Annotated in this window: 13 protein-coding genes; 6 read left to right on the top strand and 7 right to left on the bottom strand. The window is 71.6% G+C overall.

Going from position 1 to position 17,866, the window contains the following annotated elements; genetic code table 11:
- Positions 1 to 14: 14 nt before the first annotated feature.
- The 3 genes from ES689_RS04180 to ES689_RS04170 all read left to right on the top strand — a co-directional run bounded on the left by ES689_RS04180 (position 15) and on the right by ES689_RS04170 (position 4,747).
- The gene (locus ES689_RS04180; RefSeq protein WP_146900569.1) at positions 15 to 1,328 is read left to right on the top strand and encodes an HRDC domain-containing protein; all 1,314 of its coding nucleotides are present in this window, start codon (positions 15 to 17) and stop codon (positions 1,326 to 1,328) included.
- Between the two features lie 72 nt (positions 1,329 to 1,400).
- Positions 1,401 to 2,606, top strand: a complete 1,206-nt coding sequence (locus tag ES689_RS04175) for a thiolase family protein (protein WP_146900567.1) — start codon at positions 1,401 to 1,403, stop codon at positions 2,604 to 2,606.
- Positions 2,603 to 4,747, top strand: a complete 2,145-nt coding sequence (locus tag ES689_RS04170; protein ID WP_191330170.1) for a 3-hydroxyacyl-CoA dehydrogenase NAD-binding domain-containing protein — start codon at positions 2,603 to 2,605, stop codon at positions 4,745 to 4,747. The genes ES689_RS04175 and ES689_RS04170 overlap by 4 nt, the downstream gene beginning before the upstream one ends.
- 105 nt (positions 4,748 to 4,852) lie before the next feature.
- On the opposite strand, the gene dxs is transcribed toward ES689_RS04170, so the two are convergent.
- The 5 genes from dxs to dut all read right to left on the bottom strand — a co-directional run bounded on the left by dxs (position 4,853) and on the right by dut (position 11,892).
- Positions 4,853 to 6,793: a 1-deoxy-D-xylulose-5-phosphate synthase gene (dxs, locus tag ES689_RS04165; protein WP_146900564.1), complete on the bottom strand. Its 1,941-nt coding sequence runs from the start codon at positions 6,791 to 6,793 to the stop codon at positions 4,853 to 4,855.
- 118 nt (positions 6,794 to 6,911) lie between these two features.
- Complete coding sequence (acnA, locus tag ES689_RS04160; protein WP_146900561.1) at positions 6,912 to 9,728, bottom strand: aconitate hydratase AcnA; 2,817 nt, start codon at positions 9,726 to 9,728, stop codon at positions 6,912 to 6,914.
- A gap of 151 nt (positions 9,729 to 9,879) precedes the next feature.
- Positions 9,880 to 10,587 carry a DUF3159 domain-containing protein gene (locus tag ES689_RS04155; RefSeq protein ID WP_223269366.1) on the bottom strand — a complete coding sequence of 236 codons (708 nt, stop codon included), beginning with the start codon at positions 10,585 to 10,587 and terminating at the stop codon, positions 9,880 to 9,882.
- A 106-nt stretch (positions 10,588 to 10,693) separates the two neighbouring features.
- The gene (locus tag ES689_RS04150) at positions 10,694 to 11,407 is read right to left on the bottom strand and encodes a DUF3710 domain-containing protein (protein ID WP_146900555.1); all 714 of its coding nucleotides are present in this window, start codon (positions 11,405 to 11,407) and stop codon (positions 10,694 to 10,696) included.
- Positions 11,404 to 11,892 (bottom strand): dUTP diphosphatase, encoded by a 489-nt coding sequence (dut, locus tag ES689_RS04145; RefSeq protein WP_146900552.1) that lies wholly within the window; start codon positions 11,890 to 11,892, stop codon positions 11,404 to 11,406. The genes ES689_RS04150 and dut overlap by 4 nt, the downstream gene beginning before the upstream one ends.
- A gap of 38 nt (positions 11,893 to 11,930) precedes the next feature.
- On the opposite strand from dut, the gene ES689_RS04140 reads away from it, so the two are divergent.
- Positions 11,931 to 12,386, top strand: coding sequence for a DUF3093 domain-containing protein (locus ES689_RS04140; RefSeq protein WP_146900549.1), 456 nt, complete (start codon positions 11,931 to 11,933; stop codon positions 12,384 to 12,386).
- Here the strand turns inward: ES689_RS04140 and ES689_RS04135 are convergent.
- Positions 12,361 to 12,654, bottom strand: coding sequence for a DUF4193 domain-containing protein (locus ES689_RS04135; protein WP_123547235.1), 294 nt, complete (start codon positions 12,652 to 12,654; stop codon positions 12,361 to 12,363). The genes ES689_RS04140 and ES689_RS04135 overlap by 26 nt on opposite strands.
- A gap of 212 nt (positions 12,655 to 12,866) precedes the next feature.
- Between ES689_RS04135 and sepH the strand changes: the two genes are divergently transcribed.
- Positions 12,867 to 14,057 carry a septation protein SepH gene (gene sepH / locus ES689_RS04130; protein ID WP_146900546.1) on the top strand — a complete coding sequence of 397 codons (1,191 nt, stop codon included), beginning with the start codon at positions 12,867 to 12,869 and terminating at the stop codon, positions 14,055 to 14,057.
- Positions 14,058 to 14,087: 30 nt separating this feature from the next.
- Here the strand turns inward: sepH and ES689_RS04125 are convergent, their stop codons facing one another.
- Entirely contained in the window at positions 14,088 to 15,224 is a 1,137-nt protein-coding gene (locus ES689_RS04125) for an alkaline phosphatase family protein (protein WP_146900543.1), read from the bottom strand.
- Positions 15,225 to 15,341: 117 nt separating this feature from the next.
- Here ES689_RS04125 and ES689_RS04120 point away from each other — a divergent pair, with 117 nt between their 5' ends.
- Complete coding sequence (locus tag ES689_RS04120; protein WP_146900540.1) at positions 15,342 to 17,852, top strand: DNA topoisomerase (ATP-hydrolyzing) subunit A; 2,511 nt, start codon at positions 15,342 to 15,344, stop codon at positions 17,850 to 17,852.
- Positions 17,853 to 17,866: the final 14 nt, after the last annotated feature.

Here is a 17,866-nt window from a genome sequence, read left to right as displayed (position 1 = left end):
GGAACGACGGAGACATGAGCACCCCCACACCCGAGTCATCCCCCGCCGACGCGTCGTCGGTCCCCTCCCCCGCCGTCACCGTCGCTCCGACGATCGTCACGCCCCGTGCGGCGACCGCCGACTCGGTGCACGGCGAGGTGCACGTCATCGGCGACCGTGAGGCGTACCTCGAGGCCGTGGAGGCGATCGCCGCGGGGCACGGACCCGTCTCGATCGACGCCGAGCGCGCCTCCGGCTACCGGTACTCCCAGCGCGCCTACCTCATCCAGGTGTTCCGTCGCGGCAGCGGGGTCTTCCTGTTCGACCCGCCGGCGATCGGCTCGTTCGACGAGCTGCAGGCCGTCATCGGCCATGAGGAGTGGGTGCTGCACGCCGCCAGCCAAGATCTCGCGTGCCTGCGCGAGGTCGGACTCGACCCCGACCTCGTCTTCGACACCGAGCTCGGCGCCCGCCTCGCGGGCCTGCCCAAGGTCGGTCTGGGCGCCGTGGTCGAGCAGCTGCTCGGCGTCCATCTCGCCAAGGAGCACTCGGCGGCCGACTGGTCGACCCGGCCGCTGCCGCAGAGCTGGCTCGTCTATGCCGCCCTCGACGTCGAGCTCCTCGTCGACCTCCGCGACGCGATGGCCGAGCTGCTCGAGCGCGACGGCAAGCTCGAGATCGCCCGCGAGGAGTTCGCCGCGACCGTGGCGCGCGAGGCGAAGCCGGCGAAGGCCGAGCCCTGGCGGCGCCTCACCGGCCTGCACACCGTCCGAGGGGCCCGGTCGCTCGCGGTGGCCCGCGAGCTCTGGCAGGCGCGGGACGACTACGCACGCCAGGTCGACACGGCCGCGGGACGCCTGGTCCCCGACCAGTCGCTCGTCGCCGCGACCAAGGCGCAGCCCGCCGACAAGCGCGCCCTCGCCGGGCTCAAGGAGTTCGTCGGCCGCGCCAGCCGGAGCGAGCTGGACCGCTGGTGGGCCGCGATCGAGCGCGGCATGGCCACCCGCGACCTGCCCTCGTCCCGTGGTCCTGCCGGCGACACCCTGCCGCCGCCCCGCAGCTGGGCCGACAAGAACCCGATGGCCGACGCGCGCCTCCGGCACGCCCGCCCCGCGGTGGCCGAAATCGCCGAGGGGCTCGACCTGCCCGTCGAGAACCTGCTCACGCCCGAGCTGCTGCGACGTCTCTGCTGGGAGCCGCCGATCCCCTTCGACACCGAGACCCTCGCCGCAGCCCTCGTCGAGCTCGGCGCTCGACGGTGGCAGGTCGACGCCGTCGCCGAGCGACTGGCCGAGGCGTTTGTCGACGCCCACCAAGAGCCCGAGAGCGACCCCGCCGACGCTTCGTAGCAATCCGCGAAGGATTCCGCCGGCAGCAGGCCCCTCCCTAGGATCGGAGCAGTTCCGAGCACTGGAGGCACTGTGGCCGACACGACAGACGTGGTCTTCGTCGACGGGGTACGCACCCCGTTCGGCAGGGCCGGAGAAAAAGGCATGTACTGGGGAACCAGGGCCGACGACCTGGTCGTGAAGGCCATGAAGGGCCTGCTCGAGCGCAATCCGTCGCTGCCTCCCGAGCGCGTCGACGACGTCGCGATCGCGGCCACGACGCAGCAGGGCGACCAGGGCCTGACCCTCGGCCGCACCACAGCCCTCCTGGCGGGCCTCCCGCGGTCGGTGCCCGGCTTCGCGATCGACCGCATGTGCGCCGGCGCGATGACGAGCGTCACGACACTCGCGGGCGGCATCGCGTTCGGCGCCTACGACGTCGTCCTCGCGGGCGGCGTCGAGCACATGGGCCGGCACCCGATGGGCTTCGCCGCCGACCCCAACCCCCGGTTCCTCACCGAGAAGCTGGTCAGCGGCGATGCGCTCAACATGGGCTCGACCGCCGAGCGGATCCACGACCGGTTCCCGCAGCTGACCAAGGAGCGCTCCGACCGCTTCGCCCTGCGGTCCCAGCAGAAGCTCGCCGCCGCCTACGACGCGGGCCACATCCAGCCGGACCTCGTGCCGGTCGCGGTGCAGACGCCCGAGGGCTGGGGCCTGGCGACGCGCGACGAGGCTCCCCGCCCCGAGACCACGATGGAGGGGCTGGCCGGGCTCCGTACGCCGTTCCGCCCCCATGGGCGGGTCACGGCCGGCAACTCGTCGGGGCTGAACGACGGTGCGACGGTCAGCCTGCTCGCCTCCCGCGGCGCGGCCGACGAGCTCGGCCTCGGTGTGAAGATGCGCCTCGTCAGCTTCGCCTACGCCGGCGTCGAGCCCGAGATCATGGGCATCGGTCCGGTCCCCTCGACCGAGAAGGCGCTCCGCAAGGCGGGGCTCACGATCGACGACATCGGCCTGTTCGAGCTGAACGAGGCCTTCGCCGTGCAGGTGCTGTCGCTGCTCGACCACTTCGGCGTCGACGACGACGACCCCCGGGTCAACCCCTGGGGCGGCGCCATAGCCGTGGGCCACCCGCTCGCGTCGTCGGGCGTCCGCCTGATGATCCAGCTGGCCCGCCAGTTCGAGCAGCACCCCGAGGTCCGTTACGGGCTCACGGCCATGTGCGTCGGCCTCGGCCAGGGCGGCAGCGTCATCTGGGAGAACCCCCACTACTCACGGAAGGCGGCTCGATCGTGAGCAGCGCAGTCGACCAGCTCACCGCCCTCAGCGCCGACGAGGTGGTGACGCACTCGTTCGTCCGCGACGTGCCGCTGCCCTCGGGCGGCGTCCTCGCCCTCGTCACCCTCGACAACGGCCGCGACCACAAACGACCGAGCACGCTGGGGCCCGCGACGCTCGTCGAGCTGTCCGAGACCCTGGACGACCTCCGGGCCCGCGCCTCCCGTGGGGAGGTCCAGGCCATCGCGGTCACCGGCAAGCCGTACTTCCTGGCGGCCGGTGCGGACCTCAGCAAGGTCAGCCAGATCCCGAGCCGCGACGTGGCCCGCGAGCTGGCTCGCCTCGGCCACTCGACCCTCGGCAAGCTGCACGACGCCGGGGTGCCGACGTTCGTCTTCGTGAACGGCCTGGCCCTGGGAGGCGGGCTCGAGATAGCCCTGCACGCCGACTACCGCACGGTCGACTCGTCCGCGGCGGCCATCGCCCTGCCCGAGGTGTTCCTCGGTATCGTCCCCGCGTGGGGCGGCGCCTGGCTGCTGCCGAACCTGATCGGGATCGAGAACGCGCTCAAGGTCGTCCTCGAGAATCCGCTCAAGAACAACCGCACCCTCAAGGCCGCGCAGGCCCTCGAGCTCGGCATCGTGGACGTCGAGTGCGGCCCGGCCGCGTTCCTCGAGGACTCGATCCGCTGGGCCGACGGCGTCGTGGCGGGTCGCACGAAGGTCGCCCGGCCGAACGTGCCCGGCAAGATCGAGCGCGCCGTGAAGTGGGGCGCCGCGATCTCGATCGCCCGCAAATCGCTCGAGTCCAAGATCGGCACGGTCGCGCGCTCCCCCTGGGTCGCCCTCGACCTGCTCGAGGCGGCACGCAACACGGACCGCGCGACGGGGTTCGCCGCCGAGGACGCGGCCCTGGCCGAGCTCGTCTCGGGCGACCAGTTCCACGCCAGCATGTACGCGTTCGACCTCGTCCAGAAGCGGGCGAAGAAGCCGGCCGGGGCTCCCTCCCCCGACGTCGCCCGCAAGATCGGCAAGGTCGGCGTCGTGGGGGCCGGCCTGATGGCCAGCCAGTTCGCGCTGCTCTTCGTCCGGCGGCTGCAGGTCCCGGTGGTCATCACCGACATCGACCAGGCCCGTGTCGACGCCGGGGTCGAGCGCATCCGCGGCGAGATCCTCCAGCTCGCCGAGAAGGGGCGCATCTCGGGCGACGAGTCGAACCGGCTCACCGCACTCGTGACCGGCACGACCGACCTCGCCGACTTCGCCGACGCCGACTGGGTGATCGAGGCCGTCTTCGAAGAACTGGGCGTCAAGCAACAGGTCTTCGCGAACGTGGAGGCCGTCGTCTCGGAGACCACTGTGCTGGCCACGAACACCTCCTCGCTCAGCGTCGAGCAGATCGGGGCCCGCCTCGCTCACCCCGAACGCCTCGTGGGCTTCCACTTCTTCAACCCGGTCGCGGTCATGCCGCTGATCGAGGTCGTGAAGGCACCGGCCACCGACGACCCCACCCTCAGCACCGCGATGGTCACGGCGGCGGCGCTCCGCAAGAACGCGGTCATCACCGCCGACACGCCTGGCTTCGTGGTGAACCGCATCCTGGCCAAGCTGCTCGGCGAGGCCATGCACGCGGTCGAGACGGGCACGCCCTTCGAGACGGTCGAGCGGGCCACCGCGCCGTTCGGCCTCCCGATGACCCCGTTCGAGCTGCTCGAGCTCGTCGGCCTCACCGTCGGGGCGCACGTGCTCGACACGCACCACGCGGCGTTCCCCGAGCGCTTCTTCGCCAGCGACGGCCTGCACCTGCTCGCCGAGCACGGCCGGGTCTTCGAGCGCGACGCCAAGGGCCGCCGCAAGGGCTTCGACAAGAAGGCCGTCGCGCTCGTCGCCGGCGAGGGGACTCCCCTCACGGACGACGAGCTGCGGCGCCGCATCGAGGACGGCCTCGCCGACGAGGTCGGCCGCATGCTCGACGACGGGGTCGTCGCCGCCGCGGAGGACATCGACCTGTGCATGGTCCTCGGCGCCGGCTGGCCGTTCCAGATGGGCGGGGTGACGCCCTACCTCGACCGGGTCGGCGCCTCCGAGCGGGTGCGGGGACGCACGTTCCACGACCCGCTCGTCGTCGGCCCGGAGCACGTGGCACGCGTCTCGGCCTGAGCCGGACGTCCCGGCGGCAGCCGAGGAGGCGCTCGTCCCGTCACGAGGCAGGGCCTCGACGACCTGGTCGTCGAGGCCCTGCCTCATCGTGCTGTGCGCGGACGCTCAGTCCTGCTGCGCGTCCACCCGACGTGACGATGCGTCGTCGAGCGGACGGGCCACGGGGATCTTGCTGCCGAGGACCTGGGCCACTACGTCCCGGGCGATGTGCTGGGGCGTGAGGCCCGCCTCCTCCAGGATCTCGGCACGCGAGCCGTGCTGCAGGAACTCGTCGGGGAGCCCGAGCTCGGTGAGCGCGGTGTCGACGCCGGCCTCGCGCAGGTCCTGACGGACCCGGGTGCCGATGCCGCCGACGCGCACGCCGTCCTCGATGGTGACGACGAGGCGGTGCTCGGCGGCGAGCTCGATGATCGACCGCGGCACGGGCACGACCCAGCGCGGGTCGACGACGGTCGCCCCGATGCCCTGCGCCGCGAGGCGCTCGGCGACGTCGAGGCCGACGGTGGCCATCGGCCCCACGCAGACCAGCAGCACGTCGCGCCGCTCGTCGCTCGCCAGCACGTCCACGCCGTCGGAGAGGCGCGACTCGGCCTCGTGCTCCGTGCCGACGCTGCCCTTCGAGAAGCGGACCACCGTCGGAGCGTCGGTCACGGCGACGGCCTCGCGGAGCTCCTCCCGCAGCCGAGACGCGTCGCGAGGAGCGGCGAGGCGGATGTGCGGGACGATCTGGAGGAGCGCCAGGTCCCACATGCCGTGGTGGCTGGGGCCGTCGGGGCCGGTGACGCCGGCCCGGTCGAGGACGAACGTCACGCCCGCCCGGTGCAGGCCGACGTCCATCAGGACCTGGTCGAAGGCACGGTTAACGAAGGTGGCGTAGAGCGCGACCACCGGGTGCAGGCCGCCGAAGGCCAGGCCCGCCGCGCTCGTCACGGCGTGCTGCTCCGCGATGCCGACGTCGAGGACGCGGCTCGGGAAGCGCTCGGCGAGCTTGTGCAGCCCGACCGGCCGGAGCATGGCCGCGGTGATGCCCACGACGGTCTCGTCGCGCTCGGCGATCGAGACGATCTCGTCCGCGAAGACGCTCGTCCACGAGGGGGCGTTGGTCGTCTCGAGCGGCTCGCCCGTCTCAGGGTCGATCTGGCCGACCGCGTGGAACTGGTCGGCCACGTCGGCGCGGGCCGGGTCGTAGCCGCGCCCCTTCTCCGTGATGGCGTGGACGATGACGGGGGCCCCGTAGTCCTTCGCCTGGGTGAGCGCCTCCTCCATCGCCTTCTGGTCGTGGCCGTCGACCGGGCCGAGGTACTTGATGTCCAGGTTCGAGTAGAGGGCCTCGTTGTTCGTGAACCGGCTGAGGAAACCGTGCAGGCCGCCCCGCACGCCGCGGTAGAGGGCACGGCCGGGGTGCCCGAGGTGGTCGAAGACGGCCTCGGATCCGCGGTGCATGTCGCGGTACGTGCTGCGGGTGCGGACGGTGTTGAGGAACCGCGCCATGCCGCCGATCGTCGGCGCGTATGACCGGCCGTTGTCGTTGACGACGATGATGAGACGACGACCGTTGTCGTCGCTGATGTTGTTCAGCGCCTCCCACGTCATGCCGCCGGTCAGCGCGCCGTCGCCCACGACCGCGACGACGTGACGGTCCGACTGCCCCGTGAGCTGGAACGCCCGCGAGATGCCGTCGGCCCACGAGAGGCTGCTGGAGGCGTGCGAGCTCTCGACGATGTCGTGCTCCGACTCGGAGCGCTGCGGGTAGCCGGCGAGGCCGCCGCGCAGGCGCAGCCCGCTGAAGTCCTGCCGCCCGGTGACGAGCTTGTGCACGTACGACTGGTGGCCGGTGTCGAAGACGAACGCGTCGCGCGGCGACTCGAAGACCCTGTGCATCGCCAGCGTGAGCTCGACGACGCCGAGGTTGGGCCCCAGGTGCCCGCCGGTCTTGGACACCTCCGTGACGAGGAAGCGGCGGATCTCGGCGGCCAGCGCGATCACCTGCTGGTCGGTGAGGTGATCGAGGTCGCGGGGACCCTTGATCGTCTCGAGGATGCTCATCGGGATTTCCTTTCCGGCAGCCCGGAGGCGGCGATCCTCAGTTTAGGCGCGGACCGCGGGGAACGCCGGGAGGCCCCCGGCGACGTGCGGACACGACGTCGAGGGCCTCGGGGTGCGGCTAGACCAGGCTGCGCAGGACGTACTGCAGGATGCCGCCGTTGCGGTAGTAGTCAGCCTCACCCGGCGTGTCGATCCGGACGACGGCGTCGAACTCGATCGTGCGGGCGCCGTCGGCCGAGTGCTCGGTCGGCTCGGCGGTCACGTGCACGGTCTTCGGCGTCGTGCCCTCGTTCAGCTGCTCGAGCCCGTGGATGCTGATGGACTCGGTGCCGTCGAGTCCCAGGGACTCCCAGGTCTCGCCCGCCGGGAACTGCAGCGGGACGACGCCCATGCCGATCAGGTTCGAGCGGTGAATGCGCTCGAAGCTCTCGGTGATGACCGCTTTGACGCCGAGGAGGCTCGTGCCCTTGGCCGCCCAGTCACGCGACGAGCCGGAGCCGTACTCCTTGCCGCCGAGGATGACGAGGGGCGTGCCCTGCTCCTGGTACCGGGCGCTCGCGTCGTAGATGAACGACTGGGGCGCGTCGGCCTGCGTGAAGTCGCGCGTGTAGCCGCCCTCGACGCCGTCCAGCAGCTGGTTGCGCAGCCGGATGTTGGCGAAGGTGCCGCGGATCATGATCTCGTGGTTGCCGCGACGCGAGCCGTAGGAGTTGAAGTCCTTGCGGTCGACGCCGTGCTCGGCCAGGTAGTGGCCGGCAGGGCTGTCCATCTTGATCGAGCCGGCAGGGCTGATGTGGTCGGTCGTGACCGAGTCGCCGAGCTTGGCGAGCACGCGGGCGCCCACGATGTCCGTCACCGGGGTCGTCTCGAGCGTCATGCCCTCGAAGTACGGGGGCTTCCGCACGTAGGTCGACTCCGGGTCCCACTCGAAGGTCGCGCCCGTGGGCGTCGGCAGCGACCGCCAGCGCTCGTCGCCGTCGAACACGCCGGCGTACTCGTGCGTGAACATGTCGGTGTCGATCGACGAGTCGATGGTCGACTGCACCTCGGCCGCATCGGGCCAGATGTCGCGCAGGTACACGTCGCTGCCGTCGGACGACGTGCCGAGTGCGTCGTTCTCGAAGTCGAAGTTCATCGACCCGGCCAGGGCGTACGCGATGACCAAGGGCGGGCTCGCCAGGTAGTTCATCTTGACGTCGGGGTTGATGCGGCCCTCGAAGTTGCGGTTGCCCGAGAGGACGGCCGTGACGGCGAGGTCGTTGTCCTGGACGGCGGTCGAGATCTCGTCGAGCAAGGGCCCCGAGTTGCCGATGCATGTCGTGCAGCCGTAGCCGACGGTGTAGAAGCCCAGGTCTTCGAGGTAGCTGGTGAGGCCGGCCTTCTCGTAGTAGTCGGTCACGACCTTCGAGCCGGGTGCGAGGGTCGTCTTGACCCACGGCTTGGCCTTCAGCCCCTTCTGGCTGGCATTGCGGGCGAGCAGGCCGGCCGCGAGCATCACCGACGGGTTCGACGTGTTCGTGCAGGACGTGATGGCCGCGATGGCGACCGCGCCGTGGTCGAGCGTGAAGGTCGATCCGTCGTCGAGGGCGACCTGCGTCGGCTTGGACACCGTCGACGGGGCATGCGAGGTGTGCGAGTGCGAATGGGCGTGCGAGGAGTCTTCGTCCTCGGCCGTGAAGCCGACGGGGTCGGAGGCCGGGAACGTGCCCTCGACGGCGGCGTCGACCATCGAGTGGTCGGTCGTGGCGTAGTTGTCGAGGTCGACCCCGAACTGGGTCTTCGCGTTCGTCAGCTCGATGCGGTCCTGAGGGCGCTTCGGGCCGGCGATCGAGGGGACTACGGTCGCCAGGTCGAGCTCGAGGTACTCGCTGAAGACGGGCTCGACCGAGGGGTCGTGCCAGAGGCCCTGGAGCTTGGCGTACTCCTCGACGAGCTCGATCTGCGCGTCGCTGCGGCCGGTGAGCCGCAGGTAGTCGAGCGTGACGTCGTCGATGGGGAAGATCGCCGCGGTGGAGCCGAACTCGGGGCTCATGTTGCCGATCGTGGCGCGGTTCGCGAGGGGGACCTCGGCGACGCCGTCACCGTAGAACTCGACGAACTTGCCGACGACTCCGTGGCTACGGAGCTGCTGCGTGATCGTCAGCACGACGTCCGTCGCCGTGACGCCGGTCGGGATCGACCCGCTGAGCTTGAATCCCACCACCTTCGGGATCAGCATCGACACGGGCTGGCCGAGCATGGCCGCCTCGGCCTCGATGCCGCCGACACCCCAGCCGAGCACGCCGAGGCCGTTGACCATCGTCGTGTGCGAGTCGGTGCCCACAAGAGTGTCCGGATACGCCTGGAGCACGCCGTCGACCTCGCGGCTGTAGGTGACACGCGCCAGGTACTCGATGTTTACCTGGTGCACGATGCCGGTGCCGGGCGGCACGACCTTGAAGTCGTCGAAGGCCGTCTGGCCCCAGCGGAGGAACTGGTACCGCTCGCCGTTGCGCTCGTACTCGATGTCGACGTTGCGTTCGAGGGCGTCGGCCGATCCGAAGAGGTCGGCGATGACCGAGTGGTCGATCACGAGCTCGGCCGGTGCGAGCGGGTTGATCTTGGTGGGGTCGCCGCCCAGGGCCGAGACCGCCTCGCGCATGGTGGCGAGGTCGACGATGCAGGGCACCCCCGTGAAGTCCTGCATGACGACGCGCGCCGGCGAGAACTGGATCTCGGTGTCGGGCTCGGCCGTCGGCTGCCACGAGCCGAGGGCGCGGATCTGATCGCCCGTGACGTTGGCGCCGTCCTCGGTGCGGAGCAGGTTCTCGAGCAGGACCTTGAGGCTGAAGGGCAACTTCTGCGAGCCGTCCACCGCGTCGATGCGGTAGACCTCGTAGTCGGTGCCGCCGACCGTCAGGACGTCTTTCGAGCTGAAGCTGTTGATTGCAGACACGTGCCGTCTCCCTTGCTGGACTTCGCCCTCATCATGACCCGACGACGAGGGACCGCACCAGCGAGGTCAGCCTAAGTCGTCGACCGGTGCAGGGGCGCATGTCGTCGAACTGTCTTGATGTCGAGACAAACCTAGCACCGGAGGCGGTGCGCTAGCTGACGGGGCCCCGAGCGTCGACCGCGTCGTCGCCGGAGGCCCGGCCGCGGTACACCGTCCTGACGAGCAGCCACGTGACCCAGAGGAGGCCCGCGTAGAGCGGCACGCCCATGAGGAGCTTGAGCGTGGCGAGAGCGGCGATCTGCCCGCTCAGCAGGAGCGGGAGCTGCACCGCCAGTCGAGCCGCGAAGAGCCCCGCCCACAGCCAGGTGACGAGCACGAGGACACGACGCTTGGCGCGGTCCTGCCGCCACGCGCCTCCTTCGTTCGTCAGGAGGCCGACGATGACGCCCACCAGCGGCCAGCGGACTGCGATGCTGACGACCATCGCCACGAGCGAGATCGCGTTGATGACGACTCCGGGGACGAAATTGCCCTCGGCCCGGCCGCTGAGCAGCGCTATGCCTGCGGACAAGGCGACGCCGAGCACACCGGCCAGGGCCTGCGCCACCGGCCCGCGCTGGACGGCCCGGGAGAGCACGAAGAGGACGGCGAGGGCGACCGGGATCAGCACGGACGGGAGCAGTTCTCCGGTGATCGTGTAGACGACGACGAACCCGAGTCCCGGGACGATCGACTCCGCGAGGCCGCGGACGCCGCCGATGGCCGAGAGCAGCGCGGACGCGGTGGGGACCTCACCGGGAGCCACCTGGCCGATCCCCGCCTTCTGCGCCGCCGCCCGCAGCTGTGCGGCCAGCGACACGCGAGGATCGTCCAGGACCGACTCGTCGCCGGGGCCGGCACGGTGGTCGCCAGGGGCCGGAGGCTCGTCGCCGGGATGGTCCGTCGCCCCGTCCTGGGCCATCGGGTCAGGCCTGGTCGGCGGGGCCCGCGGCCGCGTCGACCGCGCTCGGCTTGGGCATGCTGAGCGGGATGAGCTCGCGCGGCGGCATCGGGGTGGTGCCCCGGACGACGACGATGCTGCGGAAGAGCTCCTCGATCTTGGCGGCCGCCTCGTCGTCGACCGTGGCGTCGCCGGCGATCACGCCGCGGAGGAACCACCGTGGGCCGTCGACGCCGATGAAGCGGGCGAGGCGGGTGCTGCCGGGGTCGCCGCCCATCAGGGGGATCTCGGCTCGCACCTCAGGGCCGAAGGGGCCGTCCACCTCGGTGGTCGTGCCGCCCTGCTTCTGGATCTGCTCGCTGATCTGCTCGCGGATCTCGTTCCACAGCCCCGTGGTGCGGGGTGCCGCGAAGGGCTGCACCTGCAGTGTCGACTTCGCGAAGTCCAGGCCGACGGCGACGACGCGCTTGCTGCCCTCCTCGACCTCGAGCCGCAGGTGCAGGCCGTCGCGCGGGACGATCTTCACGCCGCCGAGGTCGACGTAGGGGCGGACGGGATTCGCCTCGGTCTCGTCGAGGGGGCCCTCGTCGGCCCGGTCGGCCGGCGCCGACTTCGAGTCGTCGAACACCTCGACCTCGGCGTCGTCCAGGGCCTCGATGTCGACCTCGACGTCGGTCAGGTCGGCGGTCTCGACCTCGATCTCGGCCAGCTGCTGCGCTTCGCGCTTCGACTTCCTCATGATGCGGTGCCTCCGGTGGTGTGTGCGTAGCCCGTGGAGCCGAAGCCGCCCGTGCCCCGGCTGCTCTCGGGCAGCGCGTCGACGGGGACGAACGAGGCCCGGACGACGGGCACGACGACGAGCTGGGCGATCTTGTCGCCCACCTCGATCTGGTGGTCCGACTCGAGGTCGGTGTTCAGGAGCGTGACCTTGATCTCGCCGCGGTAGCCGGCGTCGACCGTGCCGGGGCTGTTGACGACGGTGATGCCGTGCTTGGCCGCGAGCCCGCTGCGCGGGACGACGAACGCCGCGTGGCCCTCGGGCAGGGCGATCGAGACGCCCGTGCCCACCAGGGCCCGGTGGCCCGCGCGGAGCACCAGGGCCTCGGACGAGAGCAGGTCGGCGCCGGCGTCGCCGGGGTGCGCGTAGCGGGGTGCCCGGTCGTCAGGGGACGAGGAGGCGCCGGCTCGGTCGGCCGTGAAGGGGACGTCGAGGGTCGGGGTCACGTGTCGAGGCTAGTGCAGAAGTCTGGTCGAATGGACTCATGAACCCGTACCGCGAACGGCTCACGCCGCCGGCCACCGTCTTCGTCGCGACCGCCCTGGTGGTGCCCGCGACCCTGCTCGTCTTCCTGCCCATCGACCAGGTGGTCGGGGTGGTCGTGGCCGTCCTCTTCTACGCCGCGATCGTGATCGCCCTCGTCGTCACCTCGCCGGTGCTGACCATCGACGACGAAGCGTTCTCGGCGGGGCGCGCACGTCTGTTCCCCTACGAGATCGGGGACGTGCGCGGCTTCTCGGGAGCAGAGGCCACACAGCAGAGAGGGCCCGGGCTCGACGCGCGAGCCTGGACCCTCTTCCGTGGCTGGGTGAAGCCGGTGGTGCGGATCTCCCTCACCGACGGGACGGATCCCGCACCCTACTGGTTGGTGTCGACGCGACGTCCCGACGAGGTCGTCCGCCGCCTGGAGACGCTCAGGCAGCGCACTCCCGGCAGATAGCCCCGAGCTTGGTCTCGTGGTCGAGCTGCGAGCGGTGCTTCACCAGGAAGCACTCGACGCAGGTGAACTCGTCGACCTGCGGGGGCAGGACGACGACGTCGAGGTCGAGGTCGGAGAGATCCTGGCCGGCCAGCTCGAACGAGCCCGGGTTGTCCGCGTCGTCGTCGATCACTCCGGTGGTCTTGTCGGGGGTGCGCTCCTTGAGCCCCTCGATCGACTCCGAGCCGTCGTCGTCGTTCTTGCGAGGTGCGTCGTAGTCGGTGGCCATGCCCATCCAGTTCTTCAATAGTTCGTGTACCGAAGTTCGTGTACCGAATTCGGCGGGCACAGTTTGCATCACTCGTTGTCGAATAGCAAACCCGCCGAAGGGGCCTCTCGGCCGCCCTGGAGGAACTCGCGGCACGCCCGTTCCATTCCCGGGAACACGCCTCTGACGTGGGACCCTTCTGGCCAGGACACGACGGCGGAAAGGCGTGCGAGATGCAGGATCTGAGGGTCATCGGGGTCGAGAGCGGAGCGCTCGTCGTCGCCGCCGACGGCGGGGCCGAGTACCGGCTCCCCGTCACCCCGTCGCTGAGGTCGCAGCTGCGCGCCGCCGCCCCCGACAGCGCCCCCGTCGAGCGCAAGGCACCGCCCCGCGAGATCCAGTCGCTCATCCGCTCGGGCCTCTCGCCCGAGCAGGCGGCCGAGCGCACGGGTGCCGACCTGGCCTACGTCCGACGCTTCGAGGGCCCCGTGCTCGCCGAGCGGTCGCACGCGCTCCGCACGGCGCTCGGGGTCGCGGTCACCGTCGCCTCGGACGTCCAGCCCGACGGGGACCAGTCCTCGTTCGGCGGCGTCATCGAGTCCCGTCTCGACTCGGCCGACGCGACCGACCGGCACTGGACCAGCTACAGGGACGCCGAGCACGGCTGGCTCGTCTCCGTCTCGTACGTGACGCAGGAGGTCTCGCGCGACGCCGCCTGGCGCTTCGACCCGAAGGCGCTCTCCCTCGTCCCGCACGCCGGCGACGCTCGCGCCCTCTCGCAGCACTCGGCCGACGTCGGTCCCCTCGTCCCTCGGCTGCGCGCCGTGAGCCTGGGCCGAGACGACGACGAGCCGCTGGCGGGGCGCTTCGACAGCGGCGCGTTCCTGGTCGAGCGGACGAGCAGCGAGGAGGACCATCTCGACGAGGCGGCCGACGCCCCGCACCGTGATGACCGTCCCGCGGCGGTCGCCCGGCAGGACGTCCGCTCCCCCGCCTCCCTCGCGGCGACGAATCGCGACCCAGAGGCCTCGGCCGGCGACCCGCACGCCCAGACCGCCGACCTGCTCGAGGCGCTGCGCCGCCGCCGAGGCGAACGCGAGGCAGCCCGTTTCCCGGACGACCCGTCGCGCGACGACCGATCCGCCGGCTCCGTCCGAGTCATCGACGTGCCCCTCGACGACTTCGACCTTCCCGAGGGCGAGACGGGGTCGCAGTCCCTGCCGTCCGGTCCTCCGGCCTCGGCGAGCGGCGACCAGCGCCCTCGCGCGACCGGCCAGCTCCGCGGCGGCCGCCGCCCGGCGATGCCCGGACCGGACGGCGTCGTGCCCGGACAGGGCGGCGCCAAGAAGTCTCGTGGCCGCGCCTCCATGCCGAGCTGGGACGAGATCGTCTTCGGCGCACGATCGGACGACGACCCGGCCTGAGCGAGGACACCGCAGCACACGAGCCCCGGGTCAGCGGGCGAAGGCGCCGAACCTGCGAAGGGGCACCTGGGTCTCGTCGCTCGACCACGAGCCGTGCTGGCCGATCATCGACCCTGCCTGGCCTCCGGTCGAGCGACCGTCGTACCAGACGACGCCCTTGCGGGCGGCGACCAGCACGTCGCCGATGCGCGGGGCGACCACAGGGTCGACGGGCCCGAACCAGCCGGCCTGCACCGCCTCCTCCCGGGTGACGACCCAGGCGCGGTCCGATTCCGTCTCGCGCCACGCCGCCAGCGTGGCGGCCCGCACGGCCTGCGACGCGTCCGGCTCGAAGTGCAGCTGGAGGCAGCGAGGCTCCCCCGCGACGTGCCGGACGCCGTCCACGAGCGAGGCCCGGTCGCCGAAGACGACGCGGCCTCGCTCCCCCACGTCGAGGACGCCGTGGTCGGCCGTCACGACGAGGCCCTCGTCGGGCCCCAGGGCGGCGGCGAGCCTGCCGATCTCGCCGTCCACCTCCTCGAGGGCTGCCGTCCACTCGTCGCTCTGCCAGCCGAGACGGTGAGCGATCATGTCGAGCTCGGGCACGTAGAGGTAGACGAGCGCGGCCCCGGGGCCGGCGACGAGGTCGCGTGCCCGACGGAACCTGTCCGCCACGGACTCGGCAGCCTCGTAGGTGGCACCCCGGAGGATCGCCTCCGTGAGGCCCGACCGGGCGTAGCGCGCCGGGCCGACGGCCGCGCTCGCGACGCCCAGGTCGGCGGCCTCCTGGAACACCGTCCGGCTGAGCTGCCAGGTGTCCGGGCGCATGCCCGCGTCCCAGCCGGACAGCTGCTTGACGACGCGGTCGCGCTCGGCGTCGAGCACCGAGTAGCCGACGAGGCCGTGCTCACCCGGCAGGCGACCGGTCGTGAAGGTCGTCAGGGCGGAGGCGGTGGTCGTCGGGAAGCCGGAGAACAGGCTGCCCGAGACGCTCCCGAGGTGCCGGGCGTGGCCGCGGCGGGCTCCGACGTTCGCTGACCCAAGACCGTCGACGACCAGCACGACGGCCGAGCGGGCGGGAGGCAGGGGGAGGGAGCCGACACGGCCGGTGAGGGCCGCCAGGACGGACGGGAGGACGTCGGCCAGGCTCACCGCGCCGGGGGGACGCGCCGGTACGATGGTCGTCATCGGCACCAGTCTGGCACAGCGGGTCCGCGCGCGGACCTCCTTCCCGCCGCTGCCGCCTCCTCCCCTCGCCGACAGCCCGCCCAGGTGCCTCGCGCACCTCCTGCCCCAGAGAAGTGCATGACGACGACCGAGAACACCACCGGCCCCACGGACTCCGGAGAGCGCATCGAGGACATCGACGTCTCGCTCGAGATGCAGGGGTCGTTCCTCGAGTACGCCTACTCGGTCATCTACTCACGGGCCCTGCCCGACGCCCGGGACGGGCTCAAGCCCGTGCAGAGGCGCATCCTCTACCAGATGTCCGAGATGGGCCTCCGACCCGACCGCGGACACGTCAAGAGCGCCAGGGTCGTCGGCGAGGTGATGGGCAAGCTGCACCCGCACGGCGACACGGCCATCTACGACGCGATGGTGCGCCAGGCACAGTCGTTCACGATGCGGGTGCCGCTGATCGACGGCCACGGCAACTTCGGCTCGCTCGACGACGGGCCGGCCGCTCCGCGGTACACCGAGGCTCGGCTCGCCGAGGCGTCGCTCGCGATGACGCGCAGCCTCGACGAGGACGTCGTGGACTTCGTGCCGAACTACGACAACCAGCTCATGCAGCCGGAGGTGCTCCCCGCCGCGTTCCCGAACCTCTTGGTCAACGGGGCCAGCGGCATCGCCGTGGGCATGGCGACGAACATGGCCCCGCACAACCTCGTCGAGGTCGTGGGCGCTGCCCGGCACCTGATCGACCACCCCGACGCGAGCCTCGACGACCTCATGGCCTTCGTGCCCGGCCCCGACCTGCCCACCGGCGGCACCATCTCCGGTCTCGCCGGGGTCCGCGACGCCTACGCGACCGGGCGCGGCTCGTTCAAGACCAGGGCGCGCGTGCAGGTCGAGAGCATCACGGCGCGCAAGTCAGGTCTCGTGGTCACCGAGCTGCCGTACCTCGTCGGCCCCGAGAAGGTGATCGAGAAGATCAAGGACGGCGTCCAGGCGAAGAAGCTCACGGGCATCACCGACGTCACCGACCTCACGGACCGCACGCACGGCCTGCGCCTCGTCATCGGCGTCAAGACGGGCTTCAGCCCGGAGGCCGTGCTCGAGCAGCTCTACCGCTACACCCCCCTCGAGGACGGCTTCAGCATCAACGCGGTCGCGCTCGTCGAGGGCCAGCCCCGGACCCTCGGCCTCAAGGAGATGCTCGAGGTCTACGTCGGCCACCGTGTCGAGGTGGTCACCCGTCGCACCCGGCACCGCCTGGGCAAGAAGGAGGCGCGCCTCCACCTGGTCGAGGGCCTCCTGATCGCCATCCTCGACATCGACGAGGTCATCCAGGTGATCCGCTCGAGCGACGACACCGCCGCGGCGCGGGCTCGGCTCCGCGAGGTCTTCGACCTCAGCGAGATCCAGGCCGAGTACATCCTCGACCTCCAGCTGCGGCGCCTCACCAAGTTCAGCCGGGTCGAGCTCGAGACCGAGCGCGACGAGCTGCGGGCCGCGATCGCCGAGCTGCAGGCGCTGCTCGGCGACCCGGCGCGACTGCGCGCGCTCGTCTCGAGCGAGCTCGCCGACATCGCCGAGCAGTTCGGCACGCCCCGGCGCACCCTCCTCACCGAGGCGGCCCCGAGCATCGCGAAGCAGGGCCGGGGCAAGAACGCCCCGGTGCTCGAGATCGCCGACACGCCCACTCGGGTGTTCCTGTCGACGACGGGGCGCCTCCTGCGGGTCGACCACCAGGACCCGTCGGCCGACACCCCCGCTCCCCCGTCGCGCAGGACGTCGCACGACGCCGTGCTCTCGTCGATCGACACGACCACGCGAGCCGAGATCGGCGCGGTGACGACGACGGGCCGGCTGCTCCGCTTCACGCCGGTCGACCTGCCGGCGGTGCCGCCCACCTCGGTGCAGCTCGGTGCCGGCGTCCCCGTGCGCGACTACCTGGGCCTCGCCGACAAGTCGGAGCGCGTCCTGGCGCTCGTCTCGCTGACCGCTGACCGTCCGATCGCCCTGGGCACCGCGCGGGGCGTCGTCAAGCGCGTGGCCACCGGCCAGTACCCGCCGAAGCCCGAGTTCCCGGTGATCACCCTCAAGAAGGGCGACACCGTCGTCGGGGCGGCACAGGGCTCGGACGACGACGAGCTGGTCTTCGTGACCTCCAGCACGCAGCTGCTGCGCTTCGCGGCCTCGTCGGTCCGCCCCCAGGGTCCCGCCGGCGGCGGCGTCGCCGGCGTCTCCGTGGCTCCCGACGCTCGTGTCGTGTTCTTCGGCGCCGTGCCCGAGGGGCAGGAGGCGGTGGTCACCACGATCTCGTCCGCCGCCGGTGCGCTCGAGGGCACCGACCCCGGGCGCGCCAAGATCAGCGCCTTCTCCGAGTTCCCCGCCAAGGGCCGGGCCACCGGGGGCGTGCGGTCACATGCGCTGCTCAAGGGCGAGTCCGAGCTGTCGCTCGCCTGGGTGGGCCCTGCCCCGGCGCGGGCGGTGGCGGTCGACGGAGGCGTCAGGTCGCTCCCCGAGACGCTCGTGCGCCGGGACGCCTCCGGCACGCCGCTGCAGGCGCTCGTCGCCACGGTGGGAGCGTCGCTGGCCCACGTCACCGACGCGGCGACCGGGGCGCCCGCGGGCAGCGAACCCGAGTGACCCTTGACGGCGGC

It is taken from the genome of Frigoribacterium sp. ACAM 257 (assembly GCF_007954365.1).
Taxonomy (GTDB): Bacteria; Actinomycetota; Actinomycetes; order Actinomycetales; family Microbacteriaceae; genus Frigoribacterium.
Note: the sequence above shows the minus strand (reverse complement) of the source record. Positions and strands in the feature narration are given on the sequence as shown.